Genomic DNA, 20179 nt, shown 5'->3' with positions numbered 1-20179 from the left:
CTCCGGTTGGTAATGAAGCAACCTAGGGCATCAAGGCGACGAGGGAACTCCGCTTCTTGCGCTGGAAGTTAAATAGCCGACTGCGTGCCGATCCGGCAGGGTGGGTGGTGGCAGTAGGGCCGTTCATCACTCCCTTTCGTATTTCAGGGTTTCTCTGGAATATCCGCAGCGCAAGTGGCTGCGAGCGTCGTACTACGTGCGAGGAAGTCAGTGATGAGACGCAGCTCGTCCTCGCTGTACTCGGACCAGAGAGCGAACATGCGTTGCTGCATCGGGCCGTATACGCGTGCTATCGGCTCGATGGCGTCTTGCTGGACCACGACCACCGTGCGCCGCCTGTCGCGCTCGTCAGCTTCGCGCTTAACGTAACCGGCCTTCTCGAGCCGATCGATGAGGGCGGTAGTGGCTCCCGGCGTGAGGCCGGTTGCGCGTGCGATATCCCCGGCCAAGGCGCGGCCTTCCATGGTCAAGAGGTCCAGGACCTCCAGGTCCGTCGTATGCAGACCGAAACGGTCGGCCACCACGTGGCTCGTCAGCACGCTCTGTGCTCCCAGCTTTCTGACCCGCTCGCCAAGCGCATCCAGCAGCCTCTGTTTTGACTCGTTGATCGTGTCGGACATGAGCGCCTTATCCTCCAAGACGTGCTGCGACGATGAGAGCGCCCAGCAAGGCCGCACAGGTGGCGAGGTCGAACGGCAGTCTCAAGAGGCTGCGCTGCACCCAGCGTTGCGCCTCGTGCTGCTCGACCGTGGCCGGATCGGCGCGCTCGAAGGCGAGAGCTCGCGGGATGAAGTCGAGCGCAGACCAGGCCCGCATCGCCACGTGGCTCAACAGAGCGATCAGCAGCAACAGACGCACCGAGGGATGCGCCCATGCCAACACCAGCGAAGCCAAGAGCAGCAGCTCGAAGGAGAGGTGAGCGGGAATCCAGAATCGCTTGCGCGATACACCACCGCGGTCGGGTTGGATGAGCTCAGGACGCTTGGGCCAGGCTGGGTCGATGACGGAATACTCGTACGCGCCACCGCCCAGCCGGATGAGGGCCAGCGCAGTGGCTAGAGCGAGAACGATGATCATGAGGGGTGTCTCCACGGTCCAGGAACGACATCGGTGGAGATAGTTTAATCATCGAAATATTTTATCGTAAAGATATTTTTATCATCAAAATACCTTTCCGAGGATTGGCGACATGACGATGCGCAGGGTGGGGCTGTTTTAGCCCTCCCGCTGCAGCTTCTCGCGCCGCGCCACTTCTGCCTCCGTGGGCGGGTCCATGGCGAAGTCACCGGTTTGCACTGCACTTTCACGCTCATACTGGGCAATCACGATGCCGTTGGGCGAAACCCGCTGGGCGGCGAGCTTGAATGCCGCTGGCGCTGTGCCATCGTCGAACAGCTTCTTGCCTTTCCCCAGTACCACGGGGCAGATGAACAGCTTGAGTTCATCGACGAGATCGTTGGCAAGCAGGGTGTGAACCAGTTCGGTGCTGCCCTGGGTGACGAGCGCCGGTCCTTCCTCCTGCCTCAGCCTGGCAACATCGGTGGCTGCATCGCGCAGTGCCACTGAGTCTTTCCAGGTCAGATCCAGGCCTTTTCGGGTCGCCACGTACTTGGTAATCGAGTTGAAGGTCTTGGCAATGGAGTCGTCCGGTCCTTCCTCGGCATAGGGCCAGTGGGCGGCGAAGATGTCGTAGGTCTTGCGCCCGAGCAGCAGATCGAAGGGCTGACCGAACAGCTTGTCGATCTCCTCGCCGAATACTTCATCCACCAGTGGTGCCACCCAGCCGCCGTAGCGAAAACCGCCGGTCGGATCTTCCTGCGGCCCGCCGGGTGCCTGCATGACGCCGTCCAGGGAAACCATCGCGCCAACGATCACTTTACGCATGTGCTGATTCCTCGTGATTTGATTGTTCAGCCAGTATTCGAACGAGCTGCTCGGGAATCGACAGACGGGTAGCTACAGCTCGCGACACATCCAAACGCTGGGGATCGTCTTCGAAAAGCCCACTTTCTCGTAAGCGTGGCGTGCCGGCGCATGGCTTTCGTCAGCCCCAGTTGCAACCGTGGCGGCACGCATGCCGGCCGCTTTCATCCGCGATAGCGCGAACTCGTACATAAGGGTGCCGACCCCCTGGCCTGAGTGCACTGGATCAACCGCATTGAGACCTATCTCACCCACCCGACTTTCCCGGTTCAGTTGGAATGCAACGAAGCCGACGATACCCTCGGCTCCTTCGGCAACATGAAGCTGCCACGGGGAGGCTGGCACCAACAGGGAAGTCAGTAGTGTGGATTGCTCCTCATCCTCACGAGCCTGCACGATCTCGTAGAGCGAGTCGCCCAGTAGATCGCGAAAAGAGGCGAAGATAGGAGCGAAAGCTGCCGCCCGAATGCGCTCGAGGGTAGGAAGGTCGTGCTGAGTTGCCTCTCGTATGCGCCAATCGTTCATGAGCCAGTACCTCATCGACATGGTGTTGAGTCAGAGTAGGCTGCCTTTCGGCGAGCCACCCTGTGAGGGCGCTGCCGTGCTTGGCCGCTGCGGCAACTTCTGGCACCGTGCAACCATGATGGCATTTGCCACGATGATACCCCGCCTATCGACAACCGGAGCTCGCTCATGTCTCGCGCCATCGAAATCCCCGCTGCCGACGGCACCATCGACGCTTATGTGTTCACGCCCGAGCGCGCCGAAAGCCCGCTGCCGGCCGTGGTGCTGTTCACCGATATCGGCGGCCTGCGCCCTTGCTATCACGAGAAGGCCCAGCAGGTGGCGGACAACGGCTACGCCGTATTGATGCCCAACGTTTACTACCGCAGTGCGCGTGGCACCGTCGTGCCGGAAGGCAAATCCTTCCGCGACCCGGACGTGCGCCCGACGCTGTTCGGCTATGCCGGCCAGCTCACGCCCGAAGCGCAGTCCCGCGACTTCGCCGCGCTGCTGAAATGCATCGATGACGAGCCCGAGTTCGCGGATGGCAAGATAGGCGTGGTGGGTTACTGCATGACTGGCGCCACCGCGCTGCGTATGGCAGCCGAACACCCTGACCGCGTTGCCGCCGCAGCCGGCTTCCACTCGGCCAACCTGGCCACCGCCGGCGATCCGAACAGCCTCGTGCACGTAGTCGGCAGCATCGAAGGGCGCGTCTATCTCGGCCACGCCGACAAGGACGAACTGCTACCCCCCGACCAGATCGCCCGCCTGGACGAAGCCCTGGCCAAAGCCGGCGTGCACTTCACCACTGAACTCTACAAAGGGTCCGCTCACGGCTTCACGGCCAAGGACGCCCCCAGCTACGACGCAACCGCCGATGCGCTGCATCACAAGCGGTTGGCGATGTTGTTGGGAGAGGTGTTGTAGAGGGAGTTGTGGTATCAGCTGCCTCAGGAGGCGGGGCCGCGGTGGGGGAGAGGTATCTTTGGTTAAGGAGTAGGGGGGCTGGTTATCAGCTTGTGTCTTCTTTCGGCCAGCAGCGGACGTTTGGCTTTAGTTAATGTGGCGCCCACCTCTACACACGGTAAACAATGAGAGCAGAGGGTAGTTTGTCACCCTTGGGTAAAGGTTGCATTTTATTTTTTCTCAAAAGGGAAGAGTATCTTCTTCTTGAAGGGCATCTGAAATAGAATTTACCATCTGTTTCGCCGAAGAATTAAGCGCTTCAATCACTCCATCATCAATAAGTACCATATCGCCATTAATTGTTTTTCCGTTGCGATGTACCAAGTCATGCCTCTGTGTCACAAACCTCTGCATTATAGAAATATCAGGAAATTCTATGCCGAACGTTTGCTGATACATTTCTTTGACCGCAGGTAGTTTGTGATAAATAGTGCCAACCATAATTGTTTTTGCTTTTTCCCTCATATTTCTTGCTGTGGTAAAAACGTCGCTAACGGTGATCTTCTGTTTTTTAAATTCAGGGTGCGTGGCAACAAAATTTTCTAAGTAAATCTCAGATGACAGGGTTTTGTTAATGAATGCGTCAGATAGGTAAGTTTCAAGAGTGCCAATTATGCTAATAAAAAGTTGTCTTAGAAGTAGCTCTCTAAGCCCTGGATCATCAATGTTCAGATCGCGAAGCTTATCAATATTTTCGAGTTCGGTAAAAAATCTATCCTTATATTCTACGTTATCAAAAATCGCACCCAGCTCATACTCATCATCAGCGCTTCGTTCTAGCGCCCATGGTGATAGACTAACTGTCAAGTTTCGATCTAGATAAGGGATCTTTGCTAATATCTCCTTGTCGTTATCTTTGTCAAACGTTACCACGTACCCATAAACAAGACCATCTTTAGAAATATTTGCAGATAGCTCATAGTCCAATGAAATTAGCTCATCCCATGAAATGTCGAGCGCATCCGCAAGGCGTATATAACGGTCTTCTTGCTCTTCCAGGTGTTTATCTTTTAGTCCGCCCATGGTTTTTCCTTTTGTTAGATCACAGCTCGCCATTTACTACCGAAAGCATGAACGATTTCCTGTGCTTTTTTAGCTCGTCACTAGTTAGCTTTGAGTCAGACATCTTTGCTATGCGAGTTTCATTGCCGCTTTCAAGTCGGGTGCGAAATGCATCGAACTTGTATCCATGATTATTCTTTTCCTGAGAAAAACGAAATGTTTGGTTGCGTGAAACACCAAGATAATCTCCTGTGGCGTCGGTCGTCCAATATCCACCTAGAGCGATTGCTTCGAGTGCTCGCCGCATGTCCAGTGCTGATTGAAATCTGTCGGCAGGGTCAGCTTTAGTGGCCTTTGCGATGACTCTAGCTACCGATGGAGGAATGAATGGCAAGTAGTCCTGCTTTCTTGGTAGTTTACCTTTTGCTTTTAGCTCTTCGAACTTTGCATTTCCAACGCTGCTGCGTAAATCGCGAATGCTTCCGATACCGTTCAGTAACCTGAATAACGTTAGCCCCACTTGGTATATGTCAGTCAATAGAGTGATATTGCCAGTTGCAATCGTCTCTGGCGCCTTATGAAGAACGTATGCATTTGGCGCCTTCGCCGGTTTTAACCCTGGTGAGGCACACGAAATTCCATAATCCGTCAGAATCCCCTCGCCCCTTGGGCCAATAAGTATGTTGGAAGGTTTTACATCGTTGTGAAAAAGACCTGACTCATGGAGGTACTCAAGCCCTCGGAGTATGTCGATGGTAATCCTGATTGCCTCGGTCATTGGCATAAAGTTCGACGGATTTAACTGTGTAGTAGCAGATCCATTTGGGTGATAATCCATAGCAATTACCACAACATTGCCAGATGGAGTTGTGACAACATCCGCATAGTGAACGTGGATCACGTTCGCGTGCTCAAGCCTATTTCCGACTTTCGCTTCGTTCAAGTGCTCCGCCACCGGAGCCATACTTTCATCTAGAATCTTTATGGCAACGTCCCTAGCCAAAGTGAGGTCATGCGCGAGCCACACTTCTCCGAAATGTCCGCCGCCAATGTGATGCTGTAATTGGTACTTATACAGCTGGTCTCCTGCATTGAACTTCGGTGCTGGCACTAGACTCCTCCTCTCAACGCCCAAGCTACCATGATTGCGTCAGCGATTTGTTCGTTCCAATATTTATCCGTAGAACCAACTTTAGACTCGGCGCGCTCCTTGACATTTGTTCTCTTGGCGCCGATTTGGCTGTAAAGACGTGTACAGACCGGGATGTTCGCATCCTTAGAGGCCAGCAAAACTGCGGCGTCAAGATACGAAGCCAGGCGAGTTGATTTGGTATCGCTTCGAGCATATTCGCTGGTCTTGATCGCTACCAGGTCAATGTCCTGATTTTGCCTGAGTATTCTGTCGACCTCCGATTTCTGCCAATGGATTATGTCCTCGACTTCCGTTACGCCAGCTGGCACCTTGATTATGTGTTCAGAGTTTTGGTTTAGGAAATCGATGTTGGTCCCGTCAGAGTCTAACAACGCAAATCTCAATTGCTTTGGTGCAGTTCTAATTCCAAGCACCTTCATGCAGGCCTCCTTATTGTGTTTATGATCTAGCAGGTATTAGACCGCACGGTCTGATATCGGATGGACGCGCATGCACGTTCATCAATGTTATACTGCACGGCACTTTCCTCCTAACCCATTGAAGAATATAAGCATTAAGAATGGCTCGGCTATATAGCACCAGTCACCGCGCATGTCACATAACAAGGATGAACGAGCATGCCGCCTTTGCTGCAAAGTCCACTTCGGGTCGAAACCAGCCACCTTCTCTATGTGCCTATCCTCCTTCACCCCACCAACTCCACCTTATCCCAATCTCCACCCACCGAATCGAGCAACTGTTTCAACGCTGGGCTCTTGTAGGTGAAGTGCGGGTCGTCCCAGCGCTGGCGCACGCTTCGGTGCACGCAGGGCTCCAGTGTGCGTTGCTGTGAGCGGCGCATCACGCGGTAGAAGCCTTTTACTCGTTGTGCTGGATGCCGGTATGGCGCGGGTTGAGGGCGCTGTGGAAGTGCGGTTCCAGGGCTAGCCCGCAGCTTTCGGCTTCGCTGGCCATCCACTTCCCGGCGAAGTCGCCGAGTTCGCGCTTTTCGTAGCCGCCGCCGACATCGGTGTGCACGCCGGCGAACCATACCTGTTTCAGGTCGATACCGAGCTTGGGTGTCCACAGGGTTGGCTCGAAGTCCTGGCGGTTCTCGTCGATGGAAACGGCATGGCGGGCGTGGCGGATGATGCTACTGGGTTCGGTATCGTGGAACAGGTAGCGGGAGGTGCCCAAGGTGCCGAGGAACGGGGCGGGTATGCCCAGCGAGCCGACGGTGTCCCACACGCCGATGAATTCGATCTCGGTCTTGTCGGCTACGGCATGCTTGCGGCGAAAGTCCGTGGCCTTGCTCCCACCGGGGGCGGAACTCTTGGGACGTTGACGATAGAGCTCGTAGGCCTCGCTGACTCTCTCGGCGCACTCGCGCCGGAGCAAGCCGCAGTTGCGTATCAGGCCCGCCAGGGAGCGAACGGTGTAGGCGCCGCGGCTGAAGCCGAACAGGAAGAGCTGATCGCCGGGCTCGTAGTTGTGCACGACGAAGCGATAGCAATCCATGATGTTCTTGTCGATGCCGGCGCCGGTAGCGCCACCGCGAATGCGGTCGCCTTCGGTGCCCACGCCCTGGTCGTAGTAGACGACTTGCTTGGTGTCGGCCTGGCAGCAGGGGGCAATGCCGCGTGCCAGGCGCAATACGTGTGTGGGGTTCTCGCTCTCGGCGCATTGCCAGGTGCCATCGGCGCAGATGACGATGCGTTTCATCCTGCTCCCTCCCTGCGTGACTATTACAAACGTAATCACGATGTTTCAGTCTCGCTACGCGAATTGACCGAAAACTGACCTGAGTCTTATGAATTGACGTTATGGCTTACACAGGTGTGGCAGAGGGCTTACAACGAAGGGCGAGGATCCTTTCTTTCAGCGGCACCGTGCATACATGAAGCAGGCCCGGGGTTCAGCTCCCAGGTTGGGGTGCACCACGTAGCGCTCGAGGCGGCCTTCTCGGTGAAAGCCGCACTTTTCCAGCAGGCGGGCAGAAGCCAGATTATCCACATCGCAGGTGGCCTGAACGCGATATGTATCGGGCAGAGCCAGGCAGAGCTCGGTCAGTGTCGTGAGTGCTTCTGGCATGAGGCCGCGCTGCCAATAGCGGCGTGCCAGCACATAGCCCACATCGACAATATGTCCCCGTGGCCGGGCATCCAGCATGCCGATAGGTTCGTGCTCTTCACGCTGCAAGGTCAGGACGTAGGGGAAGTGAGTGCGCGCTTGCCAGCCCTTTATGCAGGCATCGATGAATTGCTGCGTCTCGGCGAGTGCCTGGTGTGGGCGCCAGATCAAGTAGCGGGTGACTTCCGCATCGGTCGTGTACGCCTGATACAGGAGCGGCCCATCGGTGGGGCGGGGTTCCCGCAGGACAAGCCGCTCCGTTTCGATACGTGAGGGAAGCATGGTGTGGCCTTGATTGCTGGGCGTCTCACTCATCATATGAGACATTCGAGCGCGGTGAGTTGGGCGCCTGTTCGTCCAGCGATTGTCGGTACTTGATGCAGCCTTTGATGAACTCCGGCCATTCGGGCACCACGGGAACCGGGTCTGTCTTGTCGGGCAGTAAGGCCCACAGTGCCGGATGGTGCCAGCACAGGTCGTGTCCGCTGCAATCTCGGTGTTCGCGGATGCCTTGGCGGAGCCGTTTGGCTTCGTCGATCAGCTCCTCGCGGGTCATTCGTTCGAGGTCTTCATCCATGGGTGCCTCCATAGGGTGTCCGCTAGCCGTCCGGCTCCTCACGTGACGGCCTGGTGGCATCGGTTGGGTGCACGCTGCGGTATTGGCGCAGTATTGTTGAGCAGGCTGGGGTGCGCAATTTTGCGGGCTCTCCCGTTGGCAGCCCATCGCCTTGCCAGGGCGATGGGCTGCCGGGTGATGCCGTGGTTATGCGGCCGGCTGTGGAATCCGGGCGATCACCTTGATTTCGAAGTCGAAGCCCGCCAGCCAGTTGACGCCGACGGCGGTCCAGTTGGGGTAGGGCGGTTCGCCGATTGCCTTGGTGCGAACTCTGTCGATCGCCTCCCACTGGGCAGCGGGATCGGTATGGAAGGTGGTGACGTCGACGATATCGTCGAAGGTGCAGCCGGCAGCTGCGAGAACGGCCGAGAGGTTGTCGAAGGCGAGCTGAACCTGGTTTTCGAAATCCGGCTCGGGAGAGCCGTCCTCGCGGCTACCGACCTGGCCCGAGACGAACAGGAAGTCGCCCGAGCGGATTGCCGCCGAGTAGCGGTTGATCTCATAGAGTGCCTGCCTTCCGGCAGGGAAAACTGCATCGCGTTTGGCCATCGTTCTACTCCGGTTCTGAATCCGGTGACTGGTGTCGCCAAGCCGGGTTTTCCTTTACCCGGCCGGCATTGATATACGGGCCGTATGTGAATTATGCTGGTCGCATACGTGGCGTATGTCAATACACATACGACGCGTATGCGAAATTTGAAGAGTGAGCGTGAGGAGAAGGCGTGGCGACGAAACGTGCGCAGAAGATGGAGGAAACCCGGGCCAAGCTCATTCGGGCTGCCCGAGAGGCCTTCGCGACCAAGGGCTATGCAGCGGCCTCGATGGATGAGCTGACCGCCGAGGCCGGGTTGACCCGCGGGGCGCTGTATCACAACTTCGGCGGCAAGCAGGGTCTGATGCAAGCGGTGGTCGATCAGATCGACCAGGAGATGGTAGAGCGCATGCTGGTCGTTCAGGCCCGCGCGGCAAGCCGCTGGGAAGGGTTGCTCGAAGAGGGTGTGGCCTATATCGAGATGGCGCTGGAGCCGGAAGTTCAGCGCATCATGCTGCTGGATGGCCCGGCGGTGCTTGGCGACCCCTCGCAATGGCCCAACCAGAACGCCTGCCTGCTACGTACCACGCAGACCATTCAGGCGCTGATCGATGAAGGCACGGTCAAGCCGGTGGATGCGGAAGCCGCCGCGCGCCTGATCAACGGTGCGGCACTCAACGCCGCCCTGTGGATTGCCGCCGCCGATGAGCCGCACGCCGTACTGCCGAAAGCCGTGGAGGCGTTCCGCCAGCTCGCGACGGGCTTGCTGCAAGCCGGGGGGTGAGGCCACAAGACGAGCCAGACAGGCCGATGCCTGGCTGGGCAATTCACTCACACATGCTGCAAGACGTTGATGAGTTTCCCGAAGGGGTCGCGAACGTAGAAGCGTCGCACGCCCCAGGGCTCGCTGACGGGGCCGTACTCGATGGGTACGCTCGCTTTCTCGAAGCGGGCCAGTGCCGCTTCGATATCGTCGACTTCGATGGAGAGATCGGGCACGGGCGTGCCGGAACCGCCTTCGATGCCGAAGCTCACCTGCACTGTCATCTTGGCGTCCGAGCCGTAGGTGCGGAACCAGCCGTGGTCCATGAGCAGGTCGAGGCCCAGGATGTCGCCGTAAAATGCCGCTGCCTTGTCGAGCTTCTCTGTCGCCGTGTTGGCCATGATGCGTTTCACTTTCATGATCGCCTCGGGGTGTCTTGTTGTGTGTTGTGAGTGCTGCCGATGCCGGCTGCGAAAGGCTTAAACATAGTCGCTTCACCATTGTGCTACCTGTTCTATTCTTTCCTTCGGCCCGTACTGTTCGGGCGTCTTTCCACCCCGAGGAGCTTGCGTGATGAGGAGCTTTCCATGAGCGGCACTCTCTATCGTCTTGCGGCCTTTACCGATGACCCGAGCGGCGGCAACCCCGCTGGGGTGTGGCTGGGCGAGGCGCTGCCCGAGCCGGCGGAGATGCAGCGTATCGCCGCCGAGGTGGGCTATTCCGAAACCGCCTTCATTGCCCCGGCCGAGGGTGAGCGGCGCACGGTGCGCTACTACAGCCCCGAGGCGGAGGTGAGCTTCTGTGGCCATGCCACGGTGGCCGGCGGCGTGCAGATGGGCCGGCTGAGCGGAGCGGGTAGCTACATGCTGGATACGGCGGTGGGCGAGGTGATGGTCACCGTCAACCAGGTGGAAGGGGAGTGGCAGGCCTCGCTGGTGTCGGTGACACCGGAGTTTCGCCCCGCCGAGCCCGAGCTGGTCGAGGAGGCGCGCGAGCTGCTCGGTTGGCAGGCCGATGAACTCGATCTCGATATTCCCCCCGCGCGGGCCTACGCCGGGGCCTGGCACCTGGTGCTGGCGTGCAAGGAGCGGGCACGCCTCGAGCGGCTCGAGTACGACTTCGAACGGCTCAAGGCGCTGATGCTGCGTGAGGGCCTGACCACGCTGCAGCTGGTGTGGCGTGAGAGCGAGGGGCGCTTCCATGCCCGCGATCCGTTCCCGGTGGGCGGTGTGGTGGAAGACCCCGCCACCGGGGCGGCGGCAGCGGCGCTGGGCGGTTACCTGCGCGATGCCGGTCTGCTTCAGGCGCCCGCTCAGCTGATCATCATTCAGGGCGAGACGATGGGCCGGCCCAGCCGCCTGCAGGTGGACATTCCCCTTTCAGGCGGCATCGTGGTGACCGGGCAGGCCGTGAGTCTGGAAGGCTGAGCCGAGCCCGATCGTCGACGGTCGCTTACGGCCTGAGCACCCAGTAGTCGTTCTGGATGTCGTGGGGCAGCTGGTGGACCTCGATGCCGCCGAAGCCGGCCTTGCCGAAGTATTCCCGAGCCTTCTCCCGGCCCCACATGGTTCCCAGCCCCTCGCCGCCCTGGGCGAGGGAAACGCTCATGCAGTGCATGATCGATAGGGTATAGAGCAGCGTCCCCATCGGGTGGTCGCGGTCGCCGTGGTGGTGGCTCGATGAGTGGATGTCCTGGGCCAGGTAGACGCCGCCCTGGCGCAGGGTGCGACGAACACCCTTGAGCAGGTTCAGCGGGTGAGCCTGGTCGTGAATGGCATCGAAGGTCGTGACCAGGTCGTAGCGTTGGGCCGGCGCCGTGAGGTCGAAATCGCTGAGGTCGCGCTCCTCGAAGCTCAGGTTGCCGAGCCCTCGCCGTGCGGCACGCTCTGTCGCCCAGCCGATGGCCTCCCGGGAGAGGTCGTAGCCGGTAAAGCGACTGGCGGGGAAGCGTTCGGCGAGTTTCATCAGCGCCAGGCCGCGACCGCAGCCGAGATCGAGCACGTCGATGCCCTGCTCCAGTCTTGCCGGGAGTTCCGGCGCCAGGGGCAGAATGGCGTCGAACAGCACGGGCAGCACGGTCTGGCCGCTGTCCTCGGCCATGACTTCGTGGAAGCGGGCATAGCGTGTATAGGGCACGCCGCCGCCGTGATGGAAGCATTCCAGCACGTCGTCCTCCACCTGGCCCATCAAAGGCAGGTACTGGGCGAATACGGCGAGATTGGCTTCGCCACTGTCGGTCAGCAGCGCGGCGTGCTCGGGAGGCAGTCGATAGGTCAGGGTCTGCGGGTCGTGCTCGACCAGGGCGGCGACCGTGGCGCCGCCCAGCCACTCGCGTACGTAGCGCTCATTGAGTTTTGCCTTGGCGGCAAGTTCACTGCGGGTGACCGGCTCGCCGTCGGCCAGATGGTCGAGCAGGCCGCTGCGATGAGCCAGCGAGATCAGCTGCAGCATGGCGGCTTCGTTGAGCGCGGTGACGAAGCGGCTCTCGAAGCCGGCGACGCGGGAGGCGTCGATAGCGACGGGAGCTTGGACTTGGGCTTGGGCTTGGGCTGTCATGGGGTGTCTCCTGAGTTGTTGTTAGTGATTCGTTAGGGCGTCGTTGGTGCTGCGGAGATTCCATTGTGGCGCTCACGGTTGGGTTACACTGAAGTCCCTACGGACAAAAACCGGCGGTTTCCGCCATGTCGACGCACAAACCCACCATCGCGCTGCTGGCGATTCCCGAAGTGGCGGCTTCCACCCTCTACGGGGTTTACGATGTCTTTGCCTCGGCGGGACGCGACTGGCCCGCTCTGATCGAGGGCAAGGCCGGTGAGTCGTTGTTCGTGCCGCAGGTGGTCGCTCGCTCCGGCAAGCGTGAATTGACCATCGCCAATGGCGTGCGCATCGTTCCCGACGCTGGCCTGGACTGGGTACCCGACGTGGTGTGTATCCCTGAGATCATGCTGCCGCCCGAAGCGGTGATCGAGGGGCGTTACAACGAGGAAGTCGCGTGGCTCAAGCGCTGCCATGCCGAAGGGGCCATTCTGGCGACTGCCTGCTCGGGCGCCCTGCTGTTGGCGGAGTCGGGATTACTGCGTGGCGAGGACGCCACCACCCACTGGGCCTACTGCGACGTGCTGGGGCGCTATCCGGACGTGCGAGTACACCCGCATCGCGCCCTGGTGATCGGCGGCACCGGTAGCCGCCTGGTCATGGCGGGTGGGGGAACCTCGTGGAGCGACCTGGCGCTCTATCTCGTCGCCCGCCTGGCGAGTGTCGATGAGGCGATGCACCTCGCCAAGCTGTTCCTGATCGACTGGCACGCCGCCGGCCAGCTTCCCTTTGCCATGCTCGCCCGCACACGCCAGGCCGAGGATGCCGTTATCGCCCGCTGTCAGACCTGGGTGGCCGAACACTACGACGAACCCTCTCCGGTGGCCTCGTTGATCGAGGTTTCCGGGTTGAGCGAGCGCAGCTTTCACCGCCGCTTCAGGAAGGCCACCGGCCTGACGCCCATGGAATACGTGCACACCCTGCGCCTGGAAGAGGCCAAGCAGATGCTGGAGACCGAAACCACCCCCGTGGATGCCATCGCCGAGGCGGTGGGCTACGAGGATGGCGCCTTCTTCGGCCGGCTGTTCCGGCGCAAGGTGGGACTGACGCCGGCTCAGTACCGGCGTCGCTTTGGCGGGCTGCGCAAGGCGCTGTCGGGTTGAACGAAGCTCACCATAGAGGCAGTGCATCGCTCACAAGCGACGACGCAGTATCACGGTAGCGAGGATATGGGTAGCCCCGCCGACAGCAGCGATCAGCGTGAAGGCACCGGGCTCGCCGAGTGAGATTTCCCAGAAGAAGCCGATCAGCGCCACGCCGAGCACGGCGAAGTAGGCGGCACGTAGGGCATGCAGTTGGATCAGTGCATGCCGCTCGTCCAAGGGCGGATCCTGGCTGAGCACCTGGACGGATTCGAAGCGTTGGCCGAAGCGCATCAGCGCGGCATAGCCCAGCATGATGCCGAGCATGACCAGCCCGACCCCGGGGGCATCGGCAGCGAGCCACGAGATGAGGAACATAGTCACGCCCAGGACTACGCCGGTAAGGGGTATGAGGACGGGTTTGCTCTTGGCGGTTGCATCATGATGCTGTGTCATCGAATACCTCCTCGACGGGCTTGCCGAAGAATCGGGCCAGACGCATGGCCAGCGGTAGCGAGGGCACGTAGCGCCCGACTTCGATGGAGTTGATGGTATTGCGCGAAACGCCCATGGCTTCGGCGAGATCTGCCTGGGTCAAGCCCTGGGCCTTGCGCAGCGCTCGAATGTGGTTGTGCATATGCCAAGCTTGTTTGTCATACTGATTTTTGTCAAGCAAGCTTGGCATTTCTGTTGCTCAGGGCTGATAGTTCCCTGCTTCCGCGGCGAAGCTGATCGCCAGCCGGTTCCAGGCGTTGATGGTGCAGACCGCCAAAGTGAGGTCGGCCATTCCCTTCTCGGAGAAGTGCTCGCGGGTGGCTTCGTAAAGGGCCTCGTCGATGCCGTTTCCGGCGATCAGGGTGTTGGCCTCGGCCCAGGCCAGGGCGGCGCGTTCGCGAGGGGTATAGAAGGGTGTTTCGCGCCAGGCGCTCAGGGCGTACAGCCGCTGCTCGGTTTCACCGGCCTTGCGCGCGTCCTTGGTGTGCATGTCGATACAGTAGGCGCAGCCATTGATCTGCGAGACGCGGGTGTAGATCAGCGTCAATAGGCCGTCACCAAGCTCACCCGCTTCCGCTGCCTTGTGGACATGGCTCTGCAGGTCGAGCATGGCCTTGAGGCCGGCGGGGCTGGCGGAGAAGTAGTTCATGCGCATGAGTGGGGCTCCCCGAGAGAGTTGGAAGCCCCACCCTAGCGCGGCGGTTATCGCCTCGATTGTAGATTTTCGACCTCAGTGCAGCTTCATGCGCGGGCGGATGAAGCGGTTGAGCCCGTCCGAGAGCAGGATCAGCGCCGTCTTGACCGTGCCGTGGATGGCGCGCTGGTGCATGCGATAGAGCGAGGCGTAGAAGAACTTGGCCAGGCGCCCCTCGATGAACAGGCTACGCGCCGAGGCACCGCGCATCAGGCTGCCGATGGCCTCAAAGTGGGCCAGTGAGATCAGCGAGCCACGGTCGCGGTAGCGGAACGGCTTCAGCGTGCCGTTCTCGAGCCGGGCAAGCAGGTTCTTGTAGAGCCGCTGGGCCTGCTGATGGGCGGCCTGGGCCCGGGGCGGTACCACGCTGCCGTCCGGCTGGGGGCAGCTGGCGCAATCTCCAAGCACAAAGATATTGGGGTCGTCGACGCTCTGCAGGGTCGGCTCCACCTGGATGCGCTGGTTGCGGTCCAGGGTCAGGCCCAGCTCACACAGTACGTTGGGTGCCTTGATGCCGGCGGCCCACACGTTGAGGTCCGTTTCGATACGCTCTTCGTCAGCGGTGACAATGGCGTTCCCTTCCACGCAGACGACTCGAGTACCGGTATGTACCTTCACGCCGAGGCGCTCCAGCTCGGTGCGCACGGCGCTGCGAATGCGTTCTGGCAGGGCCGGCAGCACGTCGGGTGCCGCTTCGATCAGATGGACCTCCAGTTGGCGGCTGTCCATCTCGGTGAAGCCATAGCTGTGCAGCATGCGCGAGGCGTCGTAGAGCTCCGCCGCCAGCTCCACGCCGGTGGCGCCGGCGCCGACGATGCCCACCGTGAGCCGCGGATGCTCTCGCCGTTCGGGGTCGCTGTAGCGCAGGAAGGTGTTGAGCATGTCTCGGCGGAAGGCCTCGGCCTGGTCCGGGCTGTCGAGAAAGTGGCAATGATCGGCAACGCCGGGGGTGCCGAAGTCGTTGCTCACGCTGCCCAGCGCCAGCACCAGCAGGTCGTAGTCGAGGCTGCGGGCCGGCAGCACTTCCTCGCCGTGGTCGTCGAGCACCGGGGCCAGGCGCAACTGGCGGGCCTCGCGGTCGAGTCCTTCGAGGGTACCGCGCTGGAAGCGATAGCCGTTCAGCTGGGCATGGCTCTGATAGGAGATCTCGTCGATGCTGGAGTCGAGTGCGCCGGTGGCCACCTCGTGCAGCAGTGGCTTCCAGATATGGGTGGGGTTGCGGTCGATCAGCGTGATTTCCGCCTTGCCGCGTCGCCCCAGGCGCCGGCCGAGGCGGGTGACCAGCTCCAGCCCGCCGGCGCCACCGCCGACCACCAAGATTCGTCTTCCTTCCATGTAAGGCTCCGTTAAGATGAATGTGCAATTGAGAAATGGGTGCCTTTACTGTACCGCTTGAGGCTGAGAATCGTTGTACTTTTTTCTATGCGCGAAGGCTCCAACATGAGCAACGCTACCCAACTGCACCCGCCAGGTGGCACCGGCCTTGTGCTGCGGCGCTTCACGCCCAGTGCCGCGCTGCGTTCCTATGTACAGTGCTATTGGCAGGCACAGGGGCAAGAAGGTAGCGAGCCGGTAGGCAGAGAACCGGCAGGCAGAGAACTGCTGCATCCGGATGGCGCCGCGGGGCTGCTGTTCAACTTCGGTGGCACGCTCGAACGCAACGGCGAGCGGCTGCGCGGCACCTGTTGGATAGATGGGCCCAAGCGGCGTACGGCACGCCTGACGGTGGGGAGCGAACTCGATCTGTTGGGCGTACGCTTCCTGCCGGGCATGGCGTTTCCGTTCGTCGGCGAACCCCTGGCGGCCTTGGCCAGTGGGGAGCTGACGCCCGGCGAGGCCCTGCGCCGGCTCGAGCTCGAAGCGCTGCACGAGCGGCTGCTCGAGACGCCCGATCTGGCGGGGCGCATCGGGCTGTTGGAAAGCTATCTACTCGAGCGGTTGCGGCGGCACGCAGCCCCACGGGTGCCGGCGCTGACGGCATCCCTCGACTGGCTGCAGCGTCACCAAGGCCAGGCCAACATCGCCACGCTGGTGGCTGAGCTGCCGTTCGGTCAGCGCCGCTTGGAGCGGCTGTTCCAGCAACATGTGGGGCTCTCGCCCAAGCGCTATGTCCGATTGCTGCGGGTCGCCCGTAGCCGCGAGCTGATCAAGCAGGGCGGGGCGAGGTTGTCACTGACCGATACCGCCTTCGCCGCCGGCTACTTCGACCAGGCCCACTTCATCCACGACTTCAAGGCCGTGACTGGCCTGACGCCCGGTGGCTATCGCGACCATGTGCGGCGGCGTTATGGGTAATGCGTCGATCACCCTGATGTCTTGGCGGGCATATGCAGGGCCACGCCGGCCATGACCAGCGCGATGCCGACTAGATCCTGACGGGTCGGGATCTGGGCGAGCATGATCGCTGCAATAACGGTGGCTGTTGCTGGCAGGATGGCGAGATAAAGGGCAAAAGTCGCTCGCGGCAAACGAGACATGGCGAGTTGGTCGGAGACGTAGGGAATGACGGAGGAGCATATACCCACGGCGATACCCGCCAACACCAGCTCAATTACGCCGAAGGCTTTGGCTGCTTCGACAAGTCCGATGGGCACGAGAATGAAGAAAGCAATCGCCATGGCTGCTCCCAGGCGCTCGACGCCGCCACTGGCGCCTTCCCTGGCCGCCTTGTGTCCAAGCACTAGATAGACAACGAAGAGGGACCCATTCAGGGTGGCCCAGAACAGGCCCAAAGGATCGGAAGACCATCTCAAGTCGACCAGTAGCAAGACGCCCAATACTGCCAGGCTGAGTGCCAGCAGATTGCGGCATGTGCGCAGGCCATAGAGGGCGACGGCGATGGTGCCGACGAACTCCATGGCTGCCACCAAGCTCATCGGTAGACGGTCGAGAGCGAGATAAAACGAAGTGTTCATTATCGCCAGGCAGGCGCCGAGCCCCAGTAGCAGCCACCTCGTCCGGGGGTCGGCCTTTCGGATCGTCCGCCACGGCCGGGTGATGGGGGCGAAGAACAGGGCTGCCGTTGCGATCCGGAACCAGGCCACGCCGAGTACGCCAACGGCAGGGAAGAGCAGTACGGCGAAGGCGGGGCCAAGATAATGGAATACGGCGCTCACCCCGAACCAGACATGGGGTGGGACGACCTCGGCAACCCGATTGAGAGTGGCATTCGGCGGCGGCATGACAGCTCCTTTTTTCTTATTATGTGAAGAAAGGAAGCGGCAATGGCATGTGTTAAATAAGGACGTTTTCACTTGGGCAATGGCAATTGGAAGGTAAAAGCCATGAAACGCCTTCGATATGAAAATGGTGTGCCGGATGCAACGGATCGGCAGTTGCTGGAAGCGCTCGTTATCGATGCGCGCACCAGTGTTGCGGAGCTGGCGCGCCTCGTTGGTCTGTCGCCGCCCAGTGTTTCTGAGCGGATCAAACGCTTGGAGGAGGCGGGTGTGATCGAGGGCTATACCGCCAGGATCAGTCCGCGTGCATTGGGCTTGTCACTTGCAGCGTGGTTGCGTATTCGACCGCTACCGGGACAGTTGCAACGGGTTGTCGATCTGCTGCAGGAGTTGCCGGAGATCATGGAGTGCGACCGCATTACAGGCGACGATTGCTTCATTGCCCGTGCCCATCTCGAATCGGTCGAGCATTTGGAACGGTTGATCGATGAGATCATTCCCTATGCAACGACTAACACGGCAATCATCCAATCCTCCCCGGTTCCACGTCGCCTACCGCCATTGAATGGCGCGGAGGCGAGGGAAGCTTTCGACAAACGGCGCGCTCGCTGTCAGTGAGGTGTGTGGCTATAAGCCGGGCGTGTTCCGGCCATAGCCATTGGCCTTGGTCATTGGCCGTAAGTCATCGGCCGTACGTCGGCGCTACGGCCTGCCCGAGGGAATTCGGCCGGACAGGGCGCAGCGCCGAAAAGACTTATCTCGCCGGTTCATACTCGTCGTGGCGTTTCACCCAGTCCATCAGGTTGTGATGAGGGCCCGTTTCATTACGGCCCTTGGGCGTCATGTCGAGCAGCATGTAGGTACTGTCGACGAGTTCGTCGCCGCGCCCGTAGGTCGAATAGGTGTGGAAGATATCGCCGCTGGTGTCGCGGTAGAAGACGCTGAGGCCGCTCAGATCCTCGATGGAGACGTTGCTCGTGGCGTAGTTGTAGGTGACCTCGCCCTTGGCGATCTCCTCGGGCCGGAACGAGACATGGTAGTCGTAATTGAAGTCGCTGCCGTGCGAGGAGACCCACTTCACCTGCCAGCCCATGCGCTGGCGATAAGCTTCGATCTCGGCGAGCGGGGCGCGTGAGACCCGCACCAGGCTCACATCGTGATGCTCGAGATGCACCAGCGTGCCTTCGATATGGTCGGCAGCGAAGGAACAGCCGATGCAGCCCGCTTCCCAGCCGGGGCCGAACATGAAGTGATGGACGATCAACTGGCTGCGCCCGTCGAACAGATTGGCGAGCGTCATGTGGCCACCGAGCGTATCGAAGACATATTCCTTCTCGATCTTCACCCACGGCAAGGCGCGACGTTTGGCGCTTAGGTCGTCGCGCAGGCGGGTGAGCTCCTTTTCCCTTGCCAGCAGTTCCTTGCGGGCGGTTAGCCATTTTTCGCGGGATACGACGGGGTGGGACATTTCATCATGCACTGACATGAGGATTCCTCCTGTGCTGACGTTGCACGAGGTAGTCGTCTTGCGGGGGCTGGATTCGACAGGTGGGCAGTGTTGCACTTGTTGACATGCTTGCTAAAAGCAACTAACTATTTGCTTTAGGCAATCAAAGAGAGAGTCTCCCATGAGCGCAGAACAAGACCTAAACGAGCGGGCCGGGACCGTACGCAGCTTCAATCGTTTCTACACGCGGCAGATTGGGGTCTTGCACGAGCACCTTCTGGAGAGCCAGTTCTCGCTGACGGAAGTCCGCATCCTGTACGAGCTGGCGCACCGGCCGATGCTTACCAGCGCCGATATCTGCCGTGAGCTTGGTCTCAACGCCGGCTATGTGAGCCGGGTGCTGAAGGGCTTCGAAAAGCAGGGGCTCATTACCAAGACCCCCTCGCCCTCCGACAGACGGGCGGCGCAGCTACAGCTCACGGATCAGGGACTGGCGACATTCCGGCCGCTGGACGAGGCTTCGCAACGCGAGGTCGTCGGCATGCTGAAGCAGCTCACGGAGCCGGAGCAGCATCAGTTGATCGAAGCGATGAACCGGATCAGGCGGCTGCTCGGAGAAGCCGGCTCGAGTTATCTGCTGCGCGACCCACAGCCTGGCGACATGGGCTGGATCGTACACCGGCAGGCGGTCCTCTACGCGCAGGAGTACGGCTGGAACGAGGAGTACGAAGCGTTGATCGCGGAGATCGTTGCCAAGTACCTGCGCAATTACGATCCGCGCTGGGAGCGGTGCTGGATCGCCGAAAAGGATGGGGTCGTCGTTGGGTCGGTGTTCGTCGTCCGGGAAGACGACGCGACCGCAAAGCTGCGGCTGCTCTACGTCGACCCCTCTGCCCGTGGGCATGGCATCGGCAGCCGCTTGGTGGATGAGTGCCTCAGGTTCGCCCGCCAGGTCGGCTACCGGAAGATGATGCTGTGGACCAACAGCGTACTGACCGATGCGCGCCGGCTCTATGAAAAAGCAGGATTCGAACTGGTGGAGGAGGAGCCCCATCACAGCTTCGGCAAGGATCTGGTAGGCCAGGTTTGGAGTCGTGAACTCCAGTCACAATAACA

Annotated in this window: 26 protein-coding genes; 7 read left to right on the top strand and 19 right to left on the bottom strand. The window is 60.4% G+C overall.

The features are described 5' to 3' along the window. Positions 1 to 143: 143 nt before the first annotated feature. From B8115_RS21150 to B8115_RS21135, 4 genes are all read right to left on the bottom strand, one after another. A complete protein-coding gene (locus B8115_RS21150; RefSeq protein WP_010629860.1) occupies positions 144 to 620 on the bottom strand; it encodes a MarR family winged helix-turn-helix transcriptional regulator in 477 nt (158 codons plus the stop codon). 7 nt (positions 621 to 627) lie between these two features. Next, complete coding sequence (locus B8115_RS21145) at positions 628 to 1077, bottom strand: hypothetical protein (RefSeq protein ID WP_010629859.1); 450 nt, start codon at positions 1075 to 1077, stop codon at positions 628 to 630. Between the two features lie 138 nt (positions 1078 to 1215). Further along, positions 1216 to 1884 carry a dihydrofolate reductase family protein gene (locus tag B8115_RS21140; protein ID WP_010629858.1) on the bottom strand — a complete coding sequence of 223 codons (669 nt, stop codon included), beginning with the start codon at positions 1882 to 1884 and terminating at the stop codon, positions 1216 to 1218. A gap of 72 nt (positions 1885 to 1956) precedes the next feature. Next, positions 1957 to 2448 carry a GNAT family N-acetyltransferase gene (locus tag B8115_RS21135; protein WP_010629857.1) on the bottom strand — a complete coding sequence of 164 codons (492 nt, stop codon included), beginning with the start codon at positions 2446 to 2448 and terminating at the stop codon, positions 1957 to 1959. Positions 2449 to 2616: 168 nt separating this feature from the next. Between B8115_RS21135 and B8115_RS21130 the strand changes: the two genes are divergently transcribed. Then, positions 2617 to 3357: a dienelactone hydrolase family protein gene (locus B8115_RS21130; RefSeq protein WP_010629856.1), complete on the top strand. Its 741-nt coding sequence runs from the start codon at positions 2617 to 2619 to the stop codon at positions 3355 to 3357. 219 nt (positions 3358 to 3576) lie between these two features. On the opposite strand, the gene B8115_RS21125 is transcribed toward B8115_RS21130, so the two are convergent. From B8115_RS21125 to B8115_RS21095, 7 genes are all read right to left on the bottom strand, one after another. Next, on the bottom strand, positions 3577 to 4419 hold the full coding sequence (locus B8115_RS21125) for a hypothetical protein (RefSeq protein WP_010629855.1): 843 nt from the start codon (positions 4417 to 4419) through the stop codon (positions 3577 to 3579). A 19-nt stretch (positions 4420 to 4438) separates the two neighbouring features. Then, the gene (locus tag B8115_RS21120) at positions 4439 to 5509 is read right to left on the bottom strand and encodes a serine/threonine-protein kinase (protein WP_010629854.1); all 1071 of its coding nucleotides are present in this window, start codon (positions 5507 to 5509) and stop codon (positions 4439 to 4441) included. After that, on the bottom strand, positions 5509 to 5970 hold the full coding sequence (locus B8115_RS21115; RefSeq protein ID WP_010629853.1) for a hypothetical protein: 462 nt from the start codon (positions 5968 to 5970) through the stop codon (positions 5509 to 5511). The genes B8115_RS21120 and B8115_RS21115 overlap by 1 nt, the downstream gene beginning before the upstream one ends. Before the next feature lie 439 nt (positions 5971 to 6409). Next, positions 6410 to 7252 (bottom strand): DUF2235 domain-containing protein, encoded by an 843-nt coding sequence (locus B8115_RS21110; protein WP_010629852.1) that lies wholly within the window; start codon positions 7250 to 7252, stop codon positions 6410 to 6412. Between the two features lie 156 nt (positions 7253 to 7408). Beyond that, positions 7409 to 7978 carry a GNAT family N-acetyltransferase gene (locus B8115_RS21105; RefSeq protein ID WP_010629851.1) on the bottom strand — a complete coding sequence of 190 codons (570 nt, stop codon included), beginning with the start codon at positions 7976 to 7978 and terminating at the stop codon, positions 7409 to 7411. Further along, on the bottom strand, positions 7968 to 8237 hold the full coding sequence (locus tag B8115_RS21100) for a hypothetical protein (RefSeq protein WP_010629850.1): 270 nt from the start codon (positions 8235 to 8237) through the stop codon (positions 7968 to 7970). Before B8115_RS21100 ends, B8115_RS21105 begins: the two co-directional genes overlap by 11 nt. A gap of 186 nt (positions 8238 to 8423) precedes the next feature. Next, complete coding sequence (locus B8115_RS21095; protein ID WP_010629849.1) at positions 8424 to 8825, bottom strand: RidA family protein; 402 nt, start codon at positions 8823 to 8825, stop codon at positions 8424 to 8426. 173 nt (positions 8826 to 8998) lie between these two features. On the opposite strand from B8115_RS21095, the gene B8115_RS21090 reads away from it, so the two are divergent. After that, entirely contained in the window at positions 8999 to 9592 is a 594-nt protein-coding gene (locus tag B8115_RS21090) for a TetR/AcrR family transcriptional regulator (RefSeq protein ID WP_238539248.1), read from the top strand. 47 nt (positions 9593 to 9639) lie between these two features. On the opposite strand, the gene B8115_RS21085 is transcribed toward B8115_RS21090, so the two are convergent. Beyond that, positions 9640 to 9990, bottom strand: a complete 351-nt coding sequence (locus tag B8115_RS21085) for a VOC family protein (protein ID WP_010629847.1) — start codon at positions 9988 to 9990, stop codon at positions 9640 to 9642. Positions 9991 to 10158: 168 nt separating this feature from the next. Between B8115_RS21085 and B8115_RS21080 the strand changes: the two genes are divergently transcribed. Continuing rightward, positions 10159 to 10998, top strand: coding sequence for a PhzF family phenazine biosynthesis protein (locus tag B8115_RS21080; RefSeq protein ID WP_010629846.1), 840 nt, complete (start codon positions 10159 to 10161; stop codon positions 10996 to 10998). 25 nt (positions 10999 to 11023) lie between these two features. On the opposite strand, the gene B8115_RS21075 is transcribed toward B8115_RS21080, so the two are convergent. Continuing rightward, positions 11024 to 12127: a class I SAM-dependent methyltransferase gene (locus B8115_RS21075; RefSeq protein WP_010629845.1), complete on the bottom strand. Its 1104-nt coding sequence runs from the start codon at positions 12125 to 12127 to the stop codon at positions 11024 to 11026. Positions 12128 to 12252: 125 nt separating this feature from the next. Between B8115_RS21075 and B8115_RS21070 the strand changes: the two genes are divergently transcribed. Next, complete coding sequence (locus B8115_RS21070; RefSeq protein WP_010629844.1) at positions 12253 to 13269, top strand: GlxA family transcriptional regulator; 1017 nt, start codon at positions 12253 to 12255, stop codon at positions 13267 to 13269. Between the two features lie 30 nt (positions 13270 to 13299). On the opposite strand, the gene B8115_RS21065 is transcribed toward B8115_RS21070, so the two are convergent. From B8115_RS21065 to B8115_RS21050, 4 genes are all read right to left on the bottom strand, one after another. Then, positions 13300 to 13704 (bottom strand): hypothetical protein, encoded by a 405-nt coding sequence (locus B8115_RS21065; RefSeq protein WP_010629843.1) that lies wholly within the window; start codon positions 13702 to 13704, stop codon positions 13300 to 13302. Further along, positions 13688 to 13885, bottom strand: coding sequence for a helix-turn-helix transcriptional regulator (locus B8115_RS21060; protein ID WP_010629842.1), 198 nt, complete (start codon positions 13883 to 13885; stop codon positions 13688 to 13690). Before B8115_RS21060 ends, B8115_RS21065 begins: the two co-directional genes overlap by 17 nt. A 57-nt stretch (positions 13886 to 13942) precedes the next feature. Next, positions 13943 to 14398 (bottom strand): carboxymuconolactone decarboxylase family protein, encoded by a 456-nt coding sequence (locus B8115_RS21055; RefSeq protein ID WP_010629841.1) that lies wholly within the window; start codon positions 14396 to 14398, stop codon positions 13943 to 13945. A 75-nt stretch (positions 14399 to 14473) separates the two neighbouring features. After that, complete coding sequence (locus tag B8115_RS21050) at positions 14474 to 15772, bottom strand: NAD(P)/FAD-dependent oxidoreductase (RefSeq protein WP_026038287.1); 1299 nt, start codon at positions 15770 to 15772, stop codon at positions 14474 to 14476. Between the two features lie 105 nt (positions 15773 to 15877). Here B8115_RS21050 and B8115_RS21045 point away from each other — a divergent pair, with 105 nt between their 5' ends. Further along, positions 15878 to 16732 carry an AraC family transcriptional regulator gene (locus B8115_RS21045; RefSeq protein ID WP_158409667.1) on the top strand — a complete coding sequence of 285 codons (855 nt, stop codon included), beginning with the start codon at positions 15878 to 15880 and terminating at the stop codon, positions 16730 to 16732. Positions 16733 to 16740: 8 nt separating this feature from the next. On the opposite strand, the gene B8115_RS21040 is transcribed toward B8115_RS21045, so the two are convergent. Continuing rightward, complete coding sequence (locus tag B8115_RS21040) at positions 16741 to 17619, bottom strand: DMT family transporter (RefSeq protein ID WP_010629838.1); 879 nt, start codon at positions 17617 to 17619, stop codon at positions 16741 to 16743. Positions 17620 to 17721: 102 nt separating this feature from the next. Here B8115_RS21040 and B8115_RS21035 point away from each other — a divergent pair, with 102 nt between their 5' ends. Continuing rightward, positions 17722 to 18234: an Lrp/AsnC family transcriptional regulator gene (locus tag B8115_RS21035; RefSeq protein WP_010629837.1), complete on the top strand. Its 513-nt coding sequence runs from the start codon at positions 17722 to 17724 to the stop codon at positions 18232 to 18234. A 136-nt stretch (positions 18235 to 18370) separates the two neighbouring features. On the opposite strand, the gene B8115_RS21030 is transcribed toward B8115_RS21035, so the two are convergent. Then, complete coding sequence (locus B8115_RS21030; protein ID WP_010629836.1) at positions 18371 to 19102, bottom strand: thioredoxin family protein; 732 nt, start codon at positions 19100 to 19102, stop codon at positions 18371 to 18373. A gap of 142 nt (positions 19103 to 19244) precedes the next feature. Here B8115_RS21030 and B8115_RS21025 point away from each other — a divergent pair, with 142 nt between their 5' ends. Further along, on the top strand, positions 19245 to 20177 hold the full coding sequence (locus B8115_RS21025; protein WP_010629835.1) for a bifunctional helix-turn-helix transcriptional regulator/GNAT family N-acetyltransferase: 933 nt from the start codon (positions 19245 to 19247) through the stop codon (positions 20175 to 20177). The last annotated feature ends 2 nt before the right edge of the window (positions 20178 to 20179 follow it).

This window comes from Halomonas sp. KM-1 (genome assembly GCF_000246875.1).
In the GTDB taxonomy this organism is placed as follows: Bacteria; Pseudomonadota; Gammaproteobacteria; order Pseudomonadales; family Halomonadaceae; genus Halomonas; species Halomonas aerodenitrificans.
This window is presented reverse-complemented; position numbering and strand designations above follow the sequence as displayed.